This is a genomic window from Helcococcus ovis (genome assembly GCF_004524775.2).
Taxonomy (GTDB): domain Bacteria; phylum Bacillota; class Clostridia; order Tissierellales; family Peptoniphilaceae; genus Helcococcus; species Helcococcus ovis.
In genome coordinates this window covers 426,709-448,703 of record NZ_CP119081.1, presented here as the reverse complement: position 1 = coordinate 448,703, position 21,995 = coordinate 426,709, and the positions used below count along the sequence as shown (strand labels likewise).

16 protein-coding genes are annotated in these 21,995 nt (G+C 29.6%); all 16 read right to left on the bottom strand.

All coding sequences use genetic code 11. The annotated features are described in order from the left end of the window. Window positions 1–56 precede the first annotated feature (56 nt). The 16 genes from rpoC to EQF90_RS02000 all read right to left on the bottom strand — a co-directional run bounded on the left by rpoC (window position 57) and on the right by EQF90_RS02000 (window position 21,974). Window positions 57–3,593 carry a DNA-directed RNA polymerase subunit beta' gene (gene rpoC / locus EQF90_RS02075; RefSeq protein WP_134710450.1) on the bottom strand — a complete coding sequence of 1,179 codons (3,537 nt, stop codon included), beginning with the start codon at window positions 3,591–3,593 and terminating at the stop codon, window positions 57–59. Between the two features lie 25 nt (window positions 3,594–3,618). Then, the gene (gene rpoB, locus EQF90_RS02070) at window positions 3,619–7,260 is read right to left on the bottom strand and encodes a DNA-directed RNA polymerase subunit beta (protein WP_134710448.1); all 3,642 of its coding nucleotides are present in this window, start codon (window positions 7,258–7,260) and stop codon (window positions 3,619–3,621) included. 225 nt (window positions 7,261–7,485) lie between these two features. After that, window positions 7,486–8,118, bottom strand: a complete 633-nt coding sequence (locus EQF90_RS02065; RefSeq protein ID WP_167603976.1) for an SGNH/GDSL hydrolase family protein — start codon at window positions 8,116–8,118, stop codon at window positions 7,486–7,488. Between the two features lie 14 nt (window positions 8,119–8,132). Further along, on the bottom strand, window positions 8,133–8,774 hold the full coding sequence (locus EQF90_RS02060; protein WP_134710444.1) for a metal-dependent transcriptional regulator: 642 nt from the start codon (window positions 8,772–8,774) through the stop codon (window positions 8,133–8,135). Window positions 8,775–8,791: 17 nt separating this feature from the next. After that, window positions 8,792–9,628 carry a metal ABC transporter permease gene (locus tag EQF90_RS02055; protein WP_134710442.1) on the bottom strand — a complete coding sequence of 279 codons (837 nt, stop codon included), beginning with the start codon at window positions 9,626–9,628 and terminating at the stop codon, window positions 8,792–8,794. Window position 9,629: 1 nt separating this feature from the next. Then, entirely contained in the window at window positions 9,630–10,484 is an 855-nt protein-coding gene (locus EQF90_RS02050; RefSeq protein ID WP_134710440.1) for a metal ABC transporter permease, read from the bottom strand. Window position 10,485: 1 nt separating this feature from the next. Further along, complete coding sequence (locus EQF90_RS02045; RefSeq protein ID WP_134710438.1) at window positions 10,486–11,196, bottom strand: metal ABC transporter ATP-binding protein; 711 nt, start codon at window positions 11,194–11,196, stop codon at window positions 10,486–10,488. Between the two features lie 286 nt (window positions 11,197–11,482). Beyond that, entirely contained in the window at window positions 11,483–12,442 is a 960-nt protein-coding gene (locus tag EQF90_RS02040; protein ID WP_134710437.1) for a metal ABC transporter solute-binding protein, Zn/Mn family, read from the bottom strand. Window positions 12,443–12,531: 89 nt separating this feature from the next. Further along, window positions 12,532–13,206 (bottom strand): orotate phosphoribosyltransferase, encoded by a 675-nt coding sequence (gene pyrE / locus EQF90_RS02035; protein ID WP_134710435.1) that lies wholly within the window; start codon window positions 13,204–13,206, stop codon window positions 12,532–12,534. A gap of 1 nt (window position 13,207) precedes the next feature. After that, window positions 13,208–13,906, bottom strand: a complete 699-nt coding sequence (gene pyrF / locus EQF90_RS02030; RefSeq protein ID WP_134710433.1) for an orotidine-5'-phosphate decarboxylase — start codon at window positions 13,904–13,906, stop codon at window positions 13,208–13,210. Beyond that, complete coding sequence (locus EQF90_RS02025) at window positions 13,899–14,807, bottom strand: dihydroorotate dehydrogenase (protein WP_134710431.1); 909 nt, start codon at window positions 14,805–14,807, stop codon at window positions 13,899–13,901. The genes pyrF and EQF90_RS02025 overlap by 8 nt, the downstream gene beginning before the upstream one ends. Further along, window positions 14,807–15,541, bottom strand: coding sequence for a dihydroorotate dehydrogenase electron transfer subunit (locus EQF90_RS02020; protein WP_134710429.1), 735 nt, complete (start codon window positions 15,539–15,541; stop codon window positions 14,807–14,809). The genes EQF90_RS02025 and EQF90_RS02020 overlap by 1 nt, the downstream gene beginning before the upstream one ends. Further along, on the bottom strand, window positions 15,541–18,735 hold the full coding sequence (carB, locus tag EQF90_RS02015) for a carbamoyl-phosphate synthase large subunit (RefSeq protein WP_134710427.1): 3,195 nt from the start codon (window positions 18,733–18,735) through the stop codon (window positions 15,541–15,543). Before carB ends, EQF90_RS02020 begins: the two co-directional genes overlap by 1 nt. Next, window positions 18,728–19,822 carry a carbamoyl phosphate synthase small subunit gene (locus EQF90_RS02010; protein ID WP_134710426.1) on the bottom strand — a complete coding sequence of 365 codons (1,095 nt, stop codon included), beginning with the start codon at window positions 19,820–19,822 and terminating at the stop codon, window positions 18,728–18,730. The genes carB and EQF90_RS02010 overlap by 8 nt, the downstream gene beginning before the upstream one ends. Then, a complete protein-coding gene (locus EQF90_RS02005; protein WP_134710424.1) occupies window positions 19,810–21,078 on the bottom strand; it encodes a dihydroorotase in 1,269 nt (422 codons plus the stop codon). Before EQF90_RS02005 ends, EQF90_RS02010 begins: the two co-directional genes overlap by 13 nt. Window positions 21,079–21,086: 8 nt before the next feature. Beyond that, window positions 21,087–21,974: an aspartate carbamoyltransferase catalytic subunit gene (locus tag EQF90_RS02000; RefSeq protein ID WP_134710422.1), complete on the bottom strand. Its 888-nt coding sequence runs from the start codon at window positions 21,972–21,974 to the stop codon at window positions 21,087–21,089. Window positions 21,975–21,995: the final 21 nt, after the last annotated feature.

Genomic DNA, 21,995 nt, shown 5'->3' with positions numbered 1-21,995 from the left:
TATGCCCACTGACTAATATATTTTATCAAAACTATTAATTTATGTCAACTTTTGTACTATTTTTCAGTACTTATTTCTTCTTTTTCTTCTTCTAAAATCGTTGAATATTTACTTAGACCTGTACCAGCCGGAATTAACTTACCAATAATTATATTTTCTTTTAATCCGACTAAATCATCCGTCTTAGCTTTTATTGAAGCATCAGTTAATACTCTTGTTGTTTCTTGGAATGATGCAGCCGATAAGAATGAATCTGAAGCTATACTTGCTTTGGTAATACCAAGCAACACATATTCGTATTCTGCCGGTTTTTTACCTTGTTCAATTAATTCTTTATTTCTATTATCGACGTGTCTTCTATTTGGCATTGTTCCTACTAGGAATTCAGAATCTCCACTTTCAGTAATATTAACTTTTTGTAGCATTTGTTTAATGATAATTTCAATATGTTTATCATCAATATCTACCCCTTGTAATCTATAAACTTTTTGAATTTCTTTAATTATATAGTCTTGAACAGCTTGAGTTCCTAATAATTCTAGATATTCATGTGGATTTATAGAACCTTCGGTAATTTTATCACCCTTTTCGATATGTCCACCATCAACTATCCCCTGTTTAGGATTTACATTGAAAGGCAAAATATATTTAGATGTTTCCTCACCATCATTAATAAAGATTTTAATTCTTTCTTCACTATCGTCAACAGTAACAGTTCCGGAATTTTTAGCAATAATAGCTTGCCCCTTTGGTCTTCTCGCTTCAAATAATTCTTCAACCCTAGGAAGCCCCTGAGTAATAGCTCCTCCTCCGGCAACCCCACCAGAGTGGAACGTACGCATTGTAAGCTGTGTACCGGGTTCACCAATTGATTGAGCAGCAACAATACCTACCGCTTCTCCAATGTTTGTTTCCTTACCTGTAGCTAAATTTCTACCGTAACATTTTGAACATACGCCAAATTCCGATTTACATTCAAGTGCCGATCTAATTTTAACTTCTTTAATTTGAATAATTTCTGAATCCCCACCAAATTTTTCCATTACATGTTCTTTAGTAATTTCATCAGCCATTTCTTCAGTAATTATTTCATTTTTATGAACAATAATTTGTCCTGTAACAGGATTTAATATATCTTCAAATGATGTTCTACCAACAATTCTATCTCTTAACTTTTCGATAACTTCTTTACCTTCAAGTATATCCTTAACTGTAATATATGAATCCGTACCACAATCATCTTCTCTAATAATTACATCTTGAGAAACATCTACAAGTCTTCTTGTTAGATAACCTGAGTCAGCAGTTCTAATAGCAGTATCTGAAAGTCCTTTTCTAGAACCGTGTGTTGAGATAAAGAACTCTTGTACCGATAAACCTTCACGGAAATTAGCTTTAACCGGAATTTCAATTGTTCTACCGGTTGTTGATGCCATAAGTCCACGCATACCACCAAGTTGTCTTATTTGTCTAACACTACCTCTAGCTCCGGAGTTAGCCATGATAGCTATTGTATTTGTACTATCTAAGTTTTCCATTAGAGCTTTTGTTACATCTTCTGTAGCTTGTTCCCATGTTTTAATTACTTGATTATATCTTTCTTCTTCAGTATATAATCCCATATTTGTATATTCTTCAATTTCAACAATCTTATCATCCGCAGCTTTAATTATAGCTTCTTTATCATCAGGAGTTATAACATCCGCCATACCAATTGAAATTGAGGCTTTTGTTGAATAATTATATCCTGTTTTCTTAATATAATCTAATAATCTTGCAGTTCTTATATTTCCATATTTATGGAATGCTTTATCTATAATTTTAGACAACATTTTACTATCTACAAGAACATCTACTTCTAATGAATATGGATCTTTATTTCTATCGACAAATCCTAAATCTTGAGGAATTTCACTATTAAAGATAAATCTACCTACTGTTGATCTTACAACCTTACCTTTATCTTTTTCATCTTTTTTAATCTTTACACCAATTCTGGAATGTAAATGAATTATTTTATTTTCTAAAGCTTTAATCATTTCATCGTAATCACTAAATACATAGTCTGTATCTTCTACTGTAAATTCTGATGTCAAATAATATGAACCCAAAACCATATCTTGTGTAGGTGTTGTAATAGGTTTACCATCTTTTGGAGCCAAAATATTATTTGTGCTCATCATTAATAATCTAGCTTCCGCTTGAGCTTCTGCTGATAATGGTACGTGAACAGCCATTTGATCCCCATCAAAGTCAGCATTATAAGCTGTACATACAAGAGGATGTAATTTAATAGCTTTTCCTTCTACTAATACCGGTTCAAAAGCTTGAATCCCTAATCTGTGAAGTGTAGGTGCACGGTTAAGTAATACCGGATGATCCTTAATTACTTCTTCTAATGCTCCCCATACAATAGGGTCTTTTCTATCAATTAATTTTTTAGCAGATCTAATATTTTTAGCTTCATATTTAGAAACTAATCTTTCCATAATAAATGGCTTAAATAATTCTAATGCCATATATTTTGGTAAACCACATTGGTAAAATTCTAATTCCGGTCCAACAACGATTACCGAACGACCAGAGTAGTCAACCCTCTTACCTAATAAGTTTTGTCTAAATCTACCTGTTTTACCTTTTAACATATCGGATAATGATTTTAATGGTCTATTTGAAGCTCCAGTAACCGGTTTACCTCTTCTACCATTATCAATTAAAGCATCTACTGATTCTTGAAGCATTCTTTTTTCATTTCTTACAATGATATCAGGAGCTCCAATTTCTAACAATCTCTTTAATCTATTATTTCTATTTATTACTCTTCTATATAAATCATTCAAGTCTGATGTAGCAAATCTACCACCTTCTAATTGAACCATAGGTCTTAAATCGGGTGGAATAACAGGTAAAACATGTAAACACATCCATTCAGGTCTGTTTTTTGATTGCAAGAATGATTCTATTACTTCAAGTCTTCTGTATATTCTTACTCTTTTTTGACCGGAAGCTGTTTCTAACTCTTCTGTTAATTCTGCATGTAACTCTTCTAAATTTATATCTGACAGTAATTTTTCAATTGCTTCCGCACCCATTGAAGCAGTAAAATCATCACCATATTCAATATACAATTTATTATATTCCGTTTCAGTTAATACCTGTTTATATGAAACTTCATCACAATCCCCCGGATCAGTTACAATATAATTTGCAAAATATAAAACTTTTTCTAAAGATTTTGGACTCATATCTAACAGTAATCCCATTCTTGAAGGAATTCCTTTGAAGTACCAAATATGAGATACAGGTGTAGCTAATTCAATGTGTCCCATTCTTTCACGTCTAACTTTTGACTTCGTAACTTCAACACCACATTTTTCACATACTACGCCTTTATATCTTATTCTTTTATATTTACCGCAAGCACATTCATAGTCTTTGATTGGTCCAAATATTTTTTGACAAAATAGACCTTCTCTTTCTGGCTTTAATGTTCTGTAGTTAATTGTTTCAGGTTTTTTTACCTCTCCTCTTGACCAATCTCTAATCATGTCCGGAGAAGCTAAACCAACTTGCATCGCTTTAAAACTTGCCATTAAGAAATGCTCCTTTCTGTTATTCTTAATTTATAAATGATTGTTCTGGATAATCTTCTTTATCTTCAACCATTCTTTCGATTTGACGATAATCATCATTTTCTTCTGTATTTTCAGCTAAAATAACTTCTTCGCCTTTTTCATCTAATAATTTTACATTCAATGCTAATGATTGTAATTCTTTAGTTAAAACCTTGAATGATTCAGGTGTACCCGGTTCCGGAATATTTTCACCTTTTACAATTGCTTCATACGTCTTAACTCTGCCGATAATATCATCTGATTTTACAGTTAACATTTCTTGTAATGTATGTGCTGCCCCATAAGCTTCTAATGCCCAAACTTCCATTTCTCCAAATCTTTGTCCACCAAATTGTGCTTTACCACCCAATGGTTGTTGTGTTACAAGAGAATATGGTCCCGTAGATCTTGCGTGAATTTTTTCATCAACTAGATGGTGAAGTTTCAACATATACATATAACCTACTGTAACATTATTTGCAAATGTTTCTCCCGTTCTACCATCTCTAAGCTGAATTTTACCTGTTTTGCTATATCCTGCCGCTTCTAAAGCTTCTTCAATATCTTTATCTGAAGCCCCATCAAATACCGGAGTAGCTACATGCCATCCCAGTTTTTTCGCAGCCATACCCAGGTGAACTTCTAGTACTTGTCCAATATTCATACGTGAAGGCACCCCTAATGGATTTAAAACTATTTGAACCGGATCCCCATTTGGTAAAAATGGCATATCTTCAATTGGCAATATTCTTGATACAACCCCTTTATTACCGTGACGACCACACATCTTATCTCCAACAGAAATCTTTCTCTTTGTTGCAATATAAACCCTTATAACTTGATTAATTCCCGGAGCTAATTCATCTCCATTATCTCTTGAATATTTCTTAATATCAACAACAACACCGGCTTCACCGTGAGGAACTCTTAAAGAAGTATCTCTAACTTCTCTAGCTTTTTCGCCAAAGATAGCCCTTAATAATCTTTCTTCCGGTGATAATTCTGTTTCTCCTTTTGGAGTTACTTTACCAACTAAGATATCTCCAGCTTGTACTTCAGCACCGATTCTTATAATACCATCTTGATCTAAATCTTTTCTCATATCATCACCAATACTTGGTATATCTCTAGTGATATCTTCAGGTCCTAATTTTGTTTCTCTAGCCTCAGCTGTGTGTTCTTCGATATGAACAGATGTTAAAACATCATCAATAACCAATTTTTCATTTAATAACATGGCATCTTCATAATTGTAACCTTCCCATGTCATAAATGCTATCAAGATGTTTTTACCTAAAGCTAATTCTCCTAAATCTGTTGAAGGTCCATCTGAAATTATTTCTCCAGCTTCAACGTGTTGACCGATTTTAACAATTGGTCTTTGGTTAAATGTTGTACCTTGGTTGGCTCTCTTAAATTTTAGTACTGTATATTCATCATATTTTCCATTTTCATCAGGGATGTCTTTTTCAATTTGAATTCTTTCATCCCCTACGTATTTTACTGTACCAGAATTTTTAGCAACAATTACAACTCCTGAGTCTTTAGCTGTTCTATACTCTATACCGGTTGCTATAATTGGAGCTTCTGATTTTAATAAAGGCACAGCTTGTCTTTGCATGTTTGCACCCATCAATGCACGAGTTGCATCGTCATTTTCTAAGAATGGAATCAATGATGCCCCTACTGAAACTATTTGTTGTGGTGAAACATCCATATAATCTATTTCCTCTTTTGGATAAACGTCATTAACCGCATTTATACCTCTTGAGGAAACTCTTTCATTTATAAATACACCATTTTCATCTAAAGGTTCATTAGCTTGAGCTTTTATGTAGATATCTTCTTCATCAGCTGTTAAATAGTGGATTTCAGACGTTACCCTACCGGTCCCTTTTTCAACCTTTCTATATGGTGTTTCAATAAATCCATAGTCATTAATTCTTCCATATGTTGTTAAAGATGTAATCAAACCGATATTTGGTCCTTCAGGTGTTTCAATTGGACATACTCTACCGTAATGTGAAGTATGAACGTCACGAACTTCATAACCTGCCCTGTCTCTTGACAAACCACCAGGTCCTAAAGCAGATAGTCTTCTCTTATGCGTTAATTCTGAAATAGGGTTTGTTTGATCCATAAATTGAGATAATTGTGATGAACCGAAGAATTCTTTAATTGCAGCTGAAACTGGTCTATTATTTAATAATCCTTTTGGAGTTAACATATTAGGATCAGATGTTGTCATTCTTTCTCTTATTACTCTTTCCATTCTTGAAAGACCAATTCTAAATTGATTTTGTAATAATTCACCCACAGATCTAACTCTTCTATTTCCCAAGTGATCTATATCATCAATTTTCCCAACCCCTTGGTATAAGTTTAATTGATATGAAAAACTTGCAATAATATCTTCCATTGTTATTGTATTTGAAGAAATTAATTCCTTATTATCAGAAATTAATTTAACTTTTTGCTTATCAGTCATATCATCTGTAAATGATTCAATAATTTTCTTCATTTCTGGATAAAAAACTTTTTCCGATAACCTTAATTCTGATAAATCAAGATCCTTTATTTCTTCAAATTGTTTTATATCAACATAATGATTACCTACAACTCTAACTATTTCAGAGCTGTCTTCGGAAACTTTAATATCTACAGAATTTATACCTGCATTTTCAATTTCAATTGCTTTTTCTAGAGTAATAAATTCTCCCTTGGATGCCAAAATTTCACCATATTCATCAACAATATCGTTAGCTGCATATTTTTCCCTAATTCTGCTTCTTATTGCTAATTTTTTGTTAAATGTATATCTGCCCGCCTTTGATAAATCATATCTTCTTGTATCAAAAAATAGATTATGTAACAAAGAACTTGCAGCTTCTACTGATGCAGGATCTCCCGGTTTTAATTTTTTGTAAATTTCAATCAATGCTTCTTCTTTAGACCTTGAAACTTCTTTTTCTAATGTTTCACCTAAAACTTCCGATTCACCAAATACTTCTTTTATTTCATCATTATTATCTAAAATAAGAGCTCTAATTAATGTAGTAGCTGGTAATTTTCTTGTTCTATCAATTCTAATTGTCAAAGCACCATATGCATCTGTATCATATTCAATCCATGCTCCTCTATTAGGAATAATCGTAGAAGAAATTGTTTTTTTTCCGTTTTTATCAAAATCTTCACTGTAATATACTCCCGGTGATCTAACTAATTGAGATACAACTACCCTTTCTGCACCATTTATAATAAATGTACCATTATCAGTCATAAGTGGAAAATCATCCATCATTAAAACTTCTTCTTCTTTTATTTCTTTAGTTTTTCCATCTTCTAAAATTATAAGACGTACATTTACTTTCATTTTTTTAGCATAGTTTGCATCTCTATCTTTAGATTCCTGTTCTGAATATTTTGGTTTTTCATCAAAATGATAATCTAAAAATTGTAAATGTATATTTCCTGAATGGTCTACAATTGGAGATATATCTTCAAACACTTCTTTTAATCCGTGTTTTAAAAACCACTCATAACTACCTTTTTGAATGTCTAACAAATTAGGTAGTTGCAATGTTTCTGGAATTCTAGAGAAACTTTCTCTATTTCTTATACCATACACTGTTGTATGATTATTCATATATGCCACCTCTCATTAAGTATATTTTGCGGATTTTGGCCGTTTTACAACTATCAAATACCTTTTAAAAATGAAAAATTAGCCTAATAACCCATTATCATTTTTTATATTAGTATTTAATAAATGTATCATTTAAAAATAAAAAAGTCAATCTTTTTTTCTATAAAGATTAACTTTTCTTAATAAATGAAAATTTTTCATATTTTTATAATACATTTAGAAAAATTATATTGTATTTATTTCAAATAAATGTTTTAAATACTTATAAATAACTTTATGTCCTAATGAATTAGGATGGATATTGTCAACTACCCCATAATCTCCTAATTCATAGTTGTCTGATGTAAAATATTTTTTTCTATTTTCTTCAATCCAAGGTCTTAATACCGACCCTTTAAAATATAAATCAGTGTAAAATGGTAATCCTCTGTCTTCGCATATTTTAGATATACTTCTTAAATATTGATCACTTTCCTTTACTCCAAGTCTATATTTTTGCCATGGGCCTTGAGAATATACAATTATAGGGGTATTAGGAAAATTATAAATTAATTCATCAAAAAATTTTATCGCCCAACCACATAATGTATCCTTACCCTCATCATCAGCAGTGCCTGATGGTAAAGTTATTTCATGATTTAAATCATTAAATGAAATTGCCATCCCTATAATATCAACATCTTTATCTATTTTTGAAATTCTATTGATATATGGACTTGTAACATAAAACCCCGTTCCACTAATTCCTAAATTTTGTATTTCATAATCAGTATTTTCTTCTAACCACATTGCCCAATTTTTTGCAGCTCTATAGTTATATTCTGTTATACTATCACCAATTAAAGTTAATTTTTTCAACTTATTCTCCTGCATTATTTTTTTAAATAGATATCTACACTAGCTTTAGGAGAAATTCTTAAATTTTTCCCATTAACATTTACAATGACCGTATCATCAAAAGGATCAAATCCTTCTACAAATATTTTATCTCCTATATCGAATCCTATTTTTTCAACGTAGTTTAATAAATCTCTATTATCTCTTATTCTACGAATTCTATACTCTGTATTAGGAGTTGCATTTGAAAGACGAATCAAGTCGTGATTAGATTCTTCACTATTTACATAGATTATTGATCCATGTGGACAATAATCAGGAAATCCTAAATATTTATTTAATCTATTAAACAATTCATCATTAGTAACAGATTGAAATTTTTTAGCATGTTCATGAACATCTTTCCAATCATAATCTAAAACGTTTTGTAAAAATGTTTCCCATAGTCTATGTTTTGAAAGAATATCTTTAGCAAGTTTTTCACCTACTTCAGAAAGTTCTATTTTTTTAGAATCTTTTAATAAACCATCTGTCTTCAATTTTTTTATCATTTCAGTTACAGAAGCAGGGCTAATATCAAGCCATTCACTTATAGACTTGTTAGTTGCACCTCCACCTGTTCTATTTAATTTGAAAATAGTTGTTAAATAGTCTTCTCTTTGTGCATTTACTTCCATTTGAACCCTCTCTAATTCTAATTATTTTTATTCCTATATTTATTATATAATAAAAAGACAATATATGTAAGCATATTTACAAATGAACACATTCCTGACATGGATGCATTTAAATATAGCGAAAAAATATATCCTATTATACAATTTATAGTCGCAATAATTGCTGTATACAATAATGTATATTTCAAGTCTTTAGTTATTATCAAAGCCGTTGCTGCAGGTGCTATAAAAAATGATATTACCAGCATTCCTCCTACAGCTTCAAAAGATATAACCGATACAAATGAACTCATTGTCATTAAAGAATAAAATATAAATAAAGTATTAATTCCTATTAATTTTGCATAATCTCTATCAAATGTAGTAGCCTTTAATTCTTTAAATAACAAAACAATATATGTTAATACAACTATAGACGTAATCCCTGATTGCAATACACTTTTAGAAATATTGAAACCTAAAATTTCTACATGTTCTAAACTTGAAAATATTACTTCTCCAACTAATACAATATCTGTATCTAAATGCACTCCTCTGAAATACTTACTAATTAAAATTACTGCAATTGAAAATAAAACCGGATAAATAACACCTATACTATCTTCATATTTTATTGTATTTAAATTACCCAAAGATTCAATTAATATAACCGTTAACACACCTATAACTGTTGCTCCAAATATTAAAAGCGGAGATCTTAAGTCGTTAACAAAAAAGAATACTAAAACTATCCCTAACAAAACAGTATGGCTTATAGCATCTGTTACCATGGACAATTTTCTTAAAACCATAAAAACGCCAAGCAAACTACATGAAATGGCAGTAAAAATTAAAACCAATAATGCATCTGTCATTTTACCCCACCTTTCTTCTTATGCCATTTCGACCAAAAATAAATGAAATAACAAATAAAATTCCTGAAATTAATATAATGGACGGACCCGTTGAAAAGCCAGCAAATACTGTTGAGACATAACTTCCTACAAATGCCGAAATTGCTCCAAAAACCGAACTAATCAAAAGCAATATTGAAAATCTATTTGTCCATTGACTGGCACTTACGGTAGGAATAATTAAAAATGAACTAATTAAAACAGCTCCAACAGCTTTAATTCCCACTCCAATAACTAATATAGTCATAAATAATATTAAATAATCTAATAATCCCGTATTTATTCTAATTAATTTAGCATATTCTTTATCAAATAAATAAACCTTAAATTCTTTTAAAAAGAATAATATTATAAAAATACAAATCATAGATGCAATTAAAATCAACTTAACATCTTCTTCTAATAAATATGCTGCTTGTCCAAAAATATAGTTTTCTAATCCAGCTTGTGAAACCCCTGAAAACGCCTTATTTCCTTGGATATATGATTTTAAAACCATTCCTAAGCCAAAAAATCCTGACAAAAATATAGCCATATTAGCATCTAAACCTATTTTTGAATGTTTTCTTCCAAATTGGATTAAATAATAAGAAATTGCACTTGATAGCATTGCTCCACCTAATAAAATAACCGGATTTCTACTGGAAAACAATATGAAAGAAAGCACAATACCTGAAAATGTTGAATGCCCCATAGCATCACCTATTAAACTTTGTCCCTTATAAACATTTATACTTCCAACAAAGCTAGAAACAATAGCTAAAATTATAGTTCCAATAGCTACAATCTGAAAAGAATATGTTTTTAATATTTCCATATCAACCCCTAAATGCAATCTCTAATTTTTTATCTAATTCCGGATTATCAATACTTCCACTATATACAACCTTCTCATTTAAAACTACTATATAATCAAAATAATCCTTAACAGTATTCAAATTGTGATGAACAGCAATAACTGTCTTTCCTAATTTTTGTAATTCAAAAAACTTATCAGCAATTAGCTTCTCTGTTGTTATATCTATTCCGGTAAATGGCTCATCCAACATATATAAATCCACTTGTTGACATAATGCACGAGCTAAAAAAACTCTTTGTTTTTGTCCTCCAGAAAGTTCGGAAATCTGTCTATTTTTAAATTCTGTCATATTCATTATTTTTAGAGATTTCATTGCTATTTCTTTATCTTTTTTTGATGGTCTTCTTCCAACAGGAATATATGCATATCTTCCCATTAAAACAACATCAAAAACAGATATTGGGAAATCCCAATTTACCGATCCTTTTTGTGGTACATACGCTATATTTTTACTTACTTCCTTTATTGTTTTTTCAAAAACTTCAACATTTCCATTATCATATTTAACTAAACCCAAGATTGATTTTAACAATGTTGATTTGCCCGCTCCATTTGGACCAACAATAGCACATCTAACTCCTTTAGGTATATTTAAATTTATATCTTTTATCGCAACTTTATCTAAATATGATGTAGTTAAATTTTCAACTTTAATAATAATATCTGTCATTTTATCCTCATTTTAAATTATTTACCATCTTTATATTATATTATAACTATTATAACATTCTTAACTTCTTAATTCTTTATATTATTTAAATATGCTATAAATAAAAATAATCCCAACAACACCAATAAAACTATAACTTTCTTAATAAGTACTTTTTACCTATCTAATTTATAAATAGCATATCATAGTGTTTTGTAGGGATTATTTTTATCTAATTTTAATAGGGAGAAAGCTAAAAGATAGCAAATCTAATCTTTTTAGCAATATATATGTTTATTATATACGTTTATTTTAAGTTATTAACAATTAATTCAATATTGTGTCTATACATATCTAAGAAATTATCACCTTTTTCACCTTTTGGTGCCAATGAATCGGAGAATAATTCGTTACCATCTCCACTTACAACTTTAACATCAAAACCTTTTGATTTTACAACATCTTGTAATTTTTTCATTCTTTCAGGATTTGTTGTACTTTCAGCAAATATCGCTTTTATCTTGTGTTCTGCAATAAATTTTGCGGTTCCTTCTATTTCCTTATTTGCAACTTCAGAATCTGTACTTACACCTTGAGGTGCCATTACTTCAATTTTATATGCTTTCGAGAAATATTGAAATGCATCATGTGGAGTAATTAAGTATCTACTATTTTTTGGAATTTGTCCTAATTTTTCTTTATTTTCTTTATCTAATTCTGCTAATTTAGCAACATAAGCTTTATAATTTTTTTCCAAATTTTCTTTTTCTTCAGGTAATAATTTTACTAAAGAATCTTTTGCAACTGTAAATGCATCTTTGTATAATCCTAAATCAAACCAAAAGTGTGGGTCAATTTGCATCTTTCCATCTTCTTCCATTTGATTGATTTTTGATTTATCAAAATCCTTACTTACAGCTACACCTTTTTTTTCTAATACTTCTACCATTTTACCTTCAAAATGAAGTCCATGATATAAAAGTAAATCAGCTTTTTGTATTTTTCCTAAATCTTCCGGTTTAGCTACATATAAATGTGGATCTTCGCCAGCTGGAATCACAAGTTCTGTATTAACTTTGTTTCCAATTAAAACATCAACCATATCTTGTAAAAATGAAGTTGTAACAGTTACAGTTTTCTTTTCAGATGTCTTAACATTTTTTTCTTTTTCCATTTTAGTTTCTTTTGTTTTTTGTGCTTGACAACCAACTACAACTATACTTAATAAAAGCATAATTGAGAGTAATATATGTTTACCTTTTTTCATAAAAATCTCCTTTATTTTCTTTCTATATGGATATATTAACACTTTATTTATTTATTGTAAAGCATTTTTTTAGGTAAACCAAATATTTTTCATTTTTCAAATTTTACTCCATATTTATTATAGTAATCATCTAAAGAGTTTTCTATTTGTTTATTTATTAATTCAGTATTTTCTCTTAAATATTTTATAACTTCATCCATTGATACAATTGAACAAGTTTTTATTCTATACTTTTCAGAAATTTCCTCTAATGCTGTTTTATCTTTTGAATTTCCATACTCCATTCTATTTAATGATACAATTAAACCGATTACTTCTATATTTTTATTTTGTGTTATTATTGGATATGTTTCTTCAATTGATTTTCCAGAGGTTGTTACGTCCTCAATAATTAAAACTTTCATTTTACTATTAAGTTTATCGCCTAAAAATATTCCTGTATCTCCATGATCTTTTATTTCTTTTCGATTTGAAGAATAAACCACTTCTTTACCATATAAATCATAAAGTGCAACAGATGTCGTAACTGATAATGGAATTCCTTTGTATGCCGGTCCAAAAATAGCATCAAATTCTAAACCGAAATTTTCTTTAATGGCTTTTGCATAAAATTCTCCAATTTTTTTTAATTGACTTCCAGATTTATATAATCCCGCATTCATAAAAAATGGTGATTTTCTTCCACTTTTAAGTGTGAAATCTCCAAACCTTAAAACATTACTTTCAAGCATAAAATCAATAAATTCCTTCTTATATTCTTGCATATCAACCTCTCATAATATTTTCAATTTTAATATATGTTTTATTTGGATTTTTACTTCTTGTTATACTTCTACCAACAACTATAAAATCACCGCCCTCTTCTTTTGCTAATTCAGGTGTTGCAACTCTTTTTTGATCATCCTTACAATCACCTTTAAGTCTTATACCCGGTGTAATTGTTAGAAAATCATTACCACATACCTCATGAATAATTTTTGATTCATAAACCGAACATACAACCCCATCTAATCCCGCTTTTTTTGCATTTATTGCATAGTGTAGTACTGTATCAGTAATATTTCCCTTAATTAAAAGTTCTTCATTCATAATTTCTTGTGATATGGATGTTAATTGTGTAACTCCAATACATAACGGTCTTTTCTTATTTAATTTTCCCTCTTCCAGTCCTTCAATAGCTGCTTTCATCATGCTTATCCCACCTGCACAATGTACATTTACCATATCAACACCTAATTTAGCTAAATTTCTCATTGCACCTTTAACAGTATTAGGTATATCATGTAATTTTAAATCTACAAAAATATTATGCCCTCTATTTTTTATTTCATTTATTAATTGCAAACCAGATCCATAAAATAGCTCCATTCCTACTTTTACATATATAGGTTCATCAAAATTATCCAAAAAACTTACCGCATCGATTGCATTTTCAAAATCTAATGCTAAAATACATTTATTCATGTGCTACTCCTATAACTTCTTTAACTGAATTAAAACCATACTCTTTTAATTTACTTGGCAATTCTTCTATGATTTCTTTGCAAACATAAGGATTTATAAAATTTTGCATACCTATTTGAACAGCTGACGCTCCAGCCATTAAAAATTCTATTACATCATCACAAGTCTCAATCCCTCCAACTCCAATTATCGGGATATTTACCGCTTCATATACCTTATATACCATCGCTATAGCTATAGGTCTAATTGCCGGTCCGCTTAATCCGCCAATTTTTCTAGCTATAAGAGTTTTCCTTGACTTAATATCTATTTTCATTCCAATTAAAGTATTAATCATTACTATTGCATCTGCTCCCGCTTTTTCAACCGCCTGAGCTATTTCCACAATGTTTGTAACATTAGGTGATAATTTTACATATAAAGGCTTTCTTGAATGTTTTTTTGCTAATTTTGTAATATTAAATGCCAATTCCGGATTTGTTCCTAATCCAATACCACCATGATTAACATTTGGACATGAAATATTTAATTCAAATGCATCTACAACGTCTAAATCATTTAATGCCTCAATAACTTCTATATAATCTTCTTCTGTTGCCCCTGCCACATTAGCTAAAATCCTAGTATCAAATTGTTCTAAAAATACAAGCTGATTTTCTATAACCTTATTCAAGCCAGGATTTTGTAATCCAATTGAATTAAGCATTCCTGATGGAGTTTCTGCAACTCTAGGTGTTGGATTTCCAAATCTAGTTTCCGGGGTAATACTTTTAATTGCTATTCCTCCCAAAATATTTAAATCATAAAATTCTGAAAATTCTTCTCCAAAGCCAAAGCATCCACTCGCCGGCATAATTGGATTTTTGAATTTTAAACCATTAATTTCAGTACTTATATCCATCATTCCACCGTTCCAATCTTAAATACAGGCCCTTCTTTACAAATTCTATAATAATTATCTTCACTTTTTTTTGCTTTACATACACATACCATGCAAACTCCTACTCCACAAGCCATTCTTGATTCTTTAGAAATATAACCATCTCTAAAATTTGATTCAACAGCTTTTAACATTATATTGGGACCACAAGAGTACACAAATCCCTTTAAATTAAAATGTTTAATTAGTTCAATTACATTTCCCTTAAATCCGAAACTTCCATCTATTGTAGCTACATAAATATTACAGCCTAATCTAGAAAATTCATCTTTTAAGAATATTGAGTCTTTATCATTAAAACCTAAAACAACATTTACAATTTTTCCTAACCTTCTATATCGTTTAGCAACTTCATATAATGGTGGAACTCCTATACCACCTCCTATAATTAAAATTTCATCCTGATTCTTAAAAATAGGAAATGAATTTCCTAAAAATCCCATTACATCAATGCAATCTCCTGATTTCATTTTAGACATTTTTTTTGTGCCATCTCCAAAAATTTTATATATTATTGTATATGTATCATCATCTATCGAGCATATAGAAATTGGTCTTCTAAGTGAAAATCCTTCAACTTTAATATTTATAAATTGTCCAGGTTTAATATCTGAGGTATTTTCACAAAATACAACCATTTTATATGTATCTTTAGCAATCAATTCATTTGATTTTATAATTTGATATTTTATCATTATAAGTTCTCCAATTCATTCATTGATAATAAATTAAATGTTTGTGATTCTATTACCTTTAGTATTGCATTAGCTGTATCTAAAGATGTAAAACATGGTATTGAATTTTCAGCTGAAACTCTTCTAATCATAAATCCATCATTTGCAGCTTCTTTATTTTGTGATATTGCGTTAATTACAAAGTTTACTTTTCCTTTAACAATTAAATCTAAAACATTTTCTTCTTCATTTTCCATTATTTTTGATACTTTTTTAGAGTAAATTTTATTTTTTTGTAAAAATGTATAAGTACCAGGTGTTGCATAAATTCTATATCCTACTTTTGCAAATCTTTTTGCAAGTTCTAAAATATTTTCTTTATTTTCATCGGAAACTGTTAATAAAACAGATCCATACGTTGGGATTTTTATTCCTGCTGATACTAACGCTTTATACAAAGCCTTTTCTAAATTATCATCAGATCCCATAACCTCACCTGTAGACTTCATTTCAGGGCCTAATGTTGTATCTACCGAACGTAATTTTGCAAATGAAAATACTGGTGCTTTAACAAAAACTTTTGATGATTCTTTATACACGCCATCCTTAAGCCCAAAATCTTTTAATTTTTTCCCCATGATAAGTTGAGTCGCAATATCTGACATTTTAATTCCCGTAATTTTAGATAAAAACGGCACCGTCCTACTTGATCTAGGATTTACTTCAAGTACATATACTTTATCATTTTCGTCAACAATAAATTGAATATTGAATAGTCCTACGAAATTAAATCCCTTCCCTATTCTTATTGAATATTCTGCAATTTTATCTTTAATTTCTTGTTTTAAGGTTTGAGTTGGGTATACGGACATTGAATCACCAGAGTGGATTCCCGCACTCTCAATGTGTTCCATTATTCCTGGTATAAATACTGTTTCTCCATCTGATATTGCATCAACTTCTATTTCTTTTCCCTTAATATATCTATCTACTAAAATAGGAGAATCATGCGTAATTTCTTTTATGGCTTCTTTCATATATTTTCTTAAGTCATCATCATTTTTTACAATTTCCATAGCTCTACCACCTAAAACATATGATGGTCTAACTAAAACGGGATATCCTATTTCGTTTGCAATTTTTACAGACTTTTCAACTGTTGTTGATGTATATCCTTTAGGTTGTGGGATTTCTAATCTTTGTAACATTTCTTCAAATAATTTCCTATCCTCTGCTTTATCAATTGATTGAAGAGATGTACCTAAAATTTTAACCCCCCTATTTTCAAGTGATGAAGCTAGATTTATTGCAGTTTGTCCCCCAAATTGAACAATAACACCTAAAGGATTTTCTAAATCCACGATATTCATAACATCTTCAACCGTTAACGGTTCAAAATATAATTTATCTGAAATTGAAAAATCTGTCGATACCGTTTCAGGATTGTTATTTATTACTATTGATTCATATCCTAATTTTTTTAATGTTTTTACACAATTTACCGTAGTATAGTCAAATTCTACACCTTGACCTATCCTAATTGGTCCGGAACCTAAAACTATAACTTTTTTATTATCTGATGATTCACTTTCATTTTCATCTGCATAAGTTGAATAGAAATATGGAGTATTGGATTCAAATTCACCCGCACAAGTATCAATTCTCTTAAATACAGGTATAATCCCCTTTTTCTTTCTCATTTCAGATAATTCTAGTTCAGTTATATCCCATTTTCTGGCTAAATAGCTATCTGAAAATCCATATTTCTTAAATTCTTTAAGATTTTCAAACTCTTTATTATCTACTTTTTCTTCTAACTCTTTAATATGATTTAATTTTTCTAAAAAGAATCTATCAATTTTTGTCAATTGATAAATTTTTTCCAAATCATATCCTTTTCTTAGATACTCCATGATGGCAAATATTCTTTCGCTATCTCTAAACTTAATCTTTTTATAAAGTTCTTCTTCAGTTTGTGGCATATCTTTTAATATAATATGATCCGTCTTCATTTCATTTGATCTTATGGATTTCAATATTGCTTCTTCAAAATTTCTCCCCATTGAAACTACTTCCCCGGTAGCCTTCATCTGAGTTCCCATCCTCCTATCCGCACTTATAAATTTATCAAAAGCAAATCTTGGAAATTTTGCTACTATATAATCTATTGAAGGCTCTGTTGCAGCATAATTAATTTTTGTAACAGGATTTACAATTTCATCTAAAGTCATTCCTACCGCAGTTTTAGCCGCTATTTTTGCTATCGGATAGCCTGTAGCTTTTGAGGCCAATGCTGATGATCTAGATACTCTTGGATTCACTTCTATTACATAATAATTATCCGTATCAGTATCTAAAGCTAATTGAACATTACACCCCCCATTTATTCCTAACGCTCTTATAATTTTTAATGATGCCTTTTTTAATTTTAAATGTTGATCATTTGTTAAAGTTTGAGTAGGTGCAACAACTATTGAATCACCTGTATGAATTCCTACAGGATCAACATTTTCCATATTACATACAACTATTGCATTATCATTATTATCCCTCATCATTTCGTATTCAATTTCTTTAAATCCAGCAATACTTTTTTCAATCAAGCATTGACCTACCGGAGATAATTTTAATCCATTATCTGTAATATCTCTTAGCTCTTCATCATTTCTTGCAAATCCTCCACCTGTTCCTCCAAGTGTAAATGCAGGCCTAACAACTACCGGATATCCTATTTCAGTTGCAAATTTTCGAGCCTCTTCCAATGTATGAACAATTGTTGAATCAGGGATGGGTTCTCCAAGTTCTATCATTAAATTTTTAAATTTTTCTCTATCTTCAGCTTTTTCAATAGCATCTAATGTAGTACCGATTATTTCAACATTATTAGCTTCCAGTACACCGGATTTATCTAATTCAACAACTAAATTTAATCCTGTCTGTCCACCAAATGTACCTAAAATTGCATCAGGATGTTCAATATTTATTATTCTTGAAATAAATTCAACAGTTAACGGTTCTATGTATGTTTTATCAGCAATATTAATATCCGTCATTATTGTTGCAGGATTTGAGTTTACCAAAACAACTTCATAACCTTCTTCTTTTAGTGATTGACACGCTTGCGACCCAGAATAATCAAATTCTGCAGCTTGACCTATTATAATCGGACCAGATCCTATTACTAATATTTTTTTTATATCAGTTCTTTTAGGCATTTTTTTTCTCCTTTTTACTTATTTCAAATTTAGCAATATTACTATAAAAAGTTTCATATTCTTCAATTTTTTCATTTTCGAAATATACAGGTTTATATTGAATACTATTTATAAAACTAGAATCTAATTTTATTCCTTCAACATCTCCAGAATTTACATCTATATGTGTTATTTGCACATCTTTTCTTAAGTTTTCTTTTTTTAATGTAAATTCATTATTCATTTCTACATTTTTAATTTTTCCAGTTAAAATATTTTTAACCGGATAATTTCCACCTCTCTTACTATATTTTAATCTTCGCACTTTAATATCTAATGCTTGAGAAATTAATTGATGCCCTAGTCCAATTCCAAAAAGTGGAATGTTTCCTATTAATTTTTTTATATTTTCAACTTGCTTTGTCATTAATTCAGGATTTCCCGGCCCATCTGAAATAATAACCCCTTTTGAATGAACTTTTAATATATCTTCTGAAGAGAAATTGTAAGGTACAACCGAAATATCTTTATCTCTACAATTTAATTCCCTTAAAATTTCTTCTACGCAACCATTGTCAATAACTAAAATTTTATCTCCATTATTTGAAATTCTAAATGGCTTATTTACAGAAATTTTTTCAATAAAGTTTTCATCTAATAATGAAATTTTAAGCTCATTAACTACATCTTCCAAATTTTCTATTGTGTCAGAAAAAGTCGCCTTTAACTCTCCGGATTTCTTTATTTTTTTTGCCAACATTCTCGTATCAATTCCTTCTATAGCAGGAATATTTTTAATTTGTAAATATTCATTCAATGTCATTTGACTTTTCCAATTACTTGGACCATCTGTCTTTTCTCCAACAATAATTCCAAATATATAAGGATTCATATTTTCAAAACCTTCTCTAGTTATTCCATAACTACCAATCATCGGATAAGTTAATGTAACTATTTTACCTGAATTTTTATTATCTAAAAGTATCTCTTGGTAACCTAACATTGACGTATTAGAGATAATTTTACCAATTTTAAAATTATCTCCACCAAATGCTTTCCCTTCAAAATAGCTTCCATCTTCTAATATCAAATACCTTACTTTTCCCATACTATCTTACCTCCACATATTGTAATTTTAGGAAATCCTTGACAAATATATCCATCAAATGGGGTATTTTTCCCTTTTGACAAAAATTTTTCTTTATTTATTACTTCTTCATCATCTGAAAGAATAACAATGTCTGCATCATATCCTTCTTCAATTTTACCTTTTCCTTTTATTTCAAATCTTTTCGCCGGTTTCAATGAAGTAAATTCAATAAATTGTTCTAAAGTTATTATTCCTTTTTTTACAAAATTTGTATAAAAAAGTGGTATTGCAGTTTCTATAGTAACAATTCCAAATGGAGCTTTTTCCATAGTTTGTTTTTTTTCTTCTTCTGAATGAGGGGCATGATCATTAGCTAAAAAATCTATTGTTCCATCTAATAATCCATTTATTAAAGATTCTCTATCTTCTTTTGTTCTAAGTGGTGGATTCATTTTAGCATTTGTATCCTTAACATCATCCTCGGTTAATAATAAATGATGAATAGTTACCTCCCCACTAACATCAACTCCTCTATCCTTTGATTTTCTTAACAGTTCAACGGATTCTTTTGCAGAAATATGACAAATATGATATTTAGCTCCTGTTTCTTCCGCTAATCTTAAATCTCTTTCAATCTGCTTAAATTCTGTTTCTGATGGGATTCCCACCCATCCATTTTTTTTAGCATTTTCACCATCATGAACACATGAATTTAGCTTTCTATAACTCATATCTTCTGTATGTGCCGCTATAAGACCATTTATTTCTTTAGCCTTTATCATTGCTAATTTCATAATTTTCTCTGTATCTACACCAACTCCATCATCTGTAAAATATCTAACTCCATATATTTTATTTAGAGCTTCCATATCTACAAGTTCTTCACCTTTAGATGAAATTGTAATACATGAATAAGGAATTACTTTAACTACTGCATCTTGTTTTATTTTATTTAAATATTTTTCGAAAGCTTTTACATTATCCGGATGAGGATTCAAATTCGGCATTGGTAATATCGTTGTATATCCTCCTTTAGCTGCTGCCATAGTACCGTTTTTAATAGTTTCTTTATATTCATATCCCGGCTCTCTTAAATGAACATGTACATCAATTCCTCCGGGAATTGTTAAATTATTTCCAGCATCAATTATTTTTTCATTTCCTGCATTTTCAATATTATCTAAAATTTTACTTATCTTACCATTTTCTATCCTAATATCTACTATTCTTGTTTCGTTGCCTTTTACAACAATTTTTGCATTTTTTATAATCATAAATACTCCTAAAATTCTTCATCAAAAATATATTTAATCATGGCTTTTCTAATATATACACCATTTGTCATTTGTCTAAATATTCTTGATTTTTCACATTCCACAAGTAAATCATCTATTTCTATGCCTCTATTAACCGGAGCGGGATGCATTATTATTGCATGTTTTTTCATTTTTTCATATCTTTCAATAGTCAAACCATATTTTTTAAGATATTCATCTTTTTTAATTTTTAACAATTCTCCATGTCTTTCAAATTGAACTCTTAAAAGCATAACTACATCTGCCCACTTTATCCCTTTGTCAAAATTAACATATCTCTTATCATCTTTATCCATAAGTTCTAATGGTCCGGTAACTTTAACATTTGCACCCATCTTTTCAAAAGCATGTATGTTTGAATGTGCTACTCTAGAGTGCTTCACATCTCCTACAATTAATACATTAATGTTTTCAAAAGTTTTAAATTCATCATAAACAGTATACAAATCTAAAAGCGATTGACTTGGATGATTTCCCTTACCATCTCCAGCATTAATTATATGTACATCAATATTTTCCAATTCTTCAAAATAATTATCTTGAGTATGTCTAATAATAACTGCATCATATCCTATACAAGAAAAAGTCTTTACCGTATCGTAAAGACTTTCTCCCTTTGTAAGAGAACTAGTCTGAGGATTAAAATCTGCAATATTTAATCCCAACTGATTCTCTGCTGATATAAATGAATAGTGTGTTCTAGTACTTGGCTCAAAAAAAAGATTGGCAATTAATCTCTTACGAGATAAATGCCAATCTTTAAAAGAATTAGAAAATAATAATGCATCATCTAAAATGTTATAAATATCTTTTTTCTTTAATTTATCCATTGTTAAAATTGATTTTTTTAGCATATTATTTCTCCTAATTTTTTT

What these genes read in the sequence shown, in the direction of transcription:
- rpoC (WP_134710450.1), bottom strand. Translation starts at nt 3,593, where the DNA reads ATGGCAAGTTTTAAAGCGATGCAAGTTGGTTTAGCTTCTCCGGACATG.
- rpoB (WP_134710448.1), bottom strand. Translation starts at nt 7,260, where the DNA reads ATGAATAATCATACAACAGTGTATGGTATAAGAAATAGAGAAAGTTTC.
- EQF90_RS02060 (WP_134710444.1), bottom strand. Translation starts at nt 8,774, where the DNA reads ATGGAAGTAAATGCACAAAGAGAAGACTATTTAACAACTATTTTCAAA.
- EQF90_RS02055 (WP_134710442.1), bottom strand. Translation starts at nt 9,628, where the DNA reads ATGACAGATGCATTATTGGTTTTAATTTTTACTGCCATTTCATGTAGT.
- EQF90_RS02050 (WP_134710440.1), bottom strand. Translation starts at nt 10,484, where the DNA reads ATGGAAATATTAAAAACATATTCTTTTCAGATTGTAGCTATTGGAACT.
- EQF90_RS02045 (WP_134710438.1), bottom strand. Translation starts at nt 11,196, where the DNA reads ATGACAGATATTATTATTAAAGTTGAAAATTTAACTACATCATATTTA.
- EQF90_RS02040 (WP_134710437.1), bottom strand. Translation starts at nt 12,442, where the DNA reads ATGAAAAAAGGTAAACATATATTACTCTCAATTATGCTTTTATTAAGT.
- pyrE (WP_134710435.1), bottom strand. Translation starts at nt 13,206, where the DNA reads ATGCAAGAATATAAGAAGGAATTTATTGATTTTATGCTTGAAAGTAAT.
- pyrF (WP_134710433.1), bottom strand. Translation starts at nt 13,906, where the DNA reads ATGAATAAATGTATTTTAGCATTAGATTTTGAAAATGCAATCGATGCG.
- EQF90_RS02025 (WP_134710431.1), bottom strand. Translation starts at nt 14,807, where the DNA reads ATGGATATAAGTACTGAAATTAATGGTTTAAAATTCAAAAATCCAATT.
- EQF90_RS02020 (WP_134710429.1), bottom strand. Translation starts at nt 15,541, where the DNA reads ATGATAAAATATCAAATTATAAAATCAAATGAATTGATTGCTAAAGAT.
- carB (WP_134710427.1), bottom strand. Translation starts at nt 18,735, where the DNA reads ATGCCTAAAAGAACTGATATAAAAAAAATATTAGTAATAGGATCTGGT.
- EQF90_RS02010 (WP_134710426.1), bottom strand. Translation starts at nt 19,822, where the DNA reads ATGGGAAAAGTAAGGTATTTGATATTAGAAGATGGAAGCTATTTTGAA.
- EQF90_RS02005 (WP_134710424.1), bottom strand. Translation starts at nt 21,078, where the DNA reads ATGATTATAAAAAATGCAAAAATTGTTGTAAAAGGCAACGAAACAAGA.
- EQF90_RS02000 (WP_134710422.1), bottom strand. Translation starts at nt 21,974, where the DNA reads ATGCTAAAAAAATCAATTTTAACAATGGATAAATTAAAGAAAAAAGAT.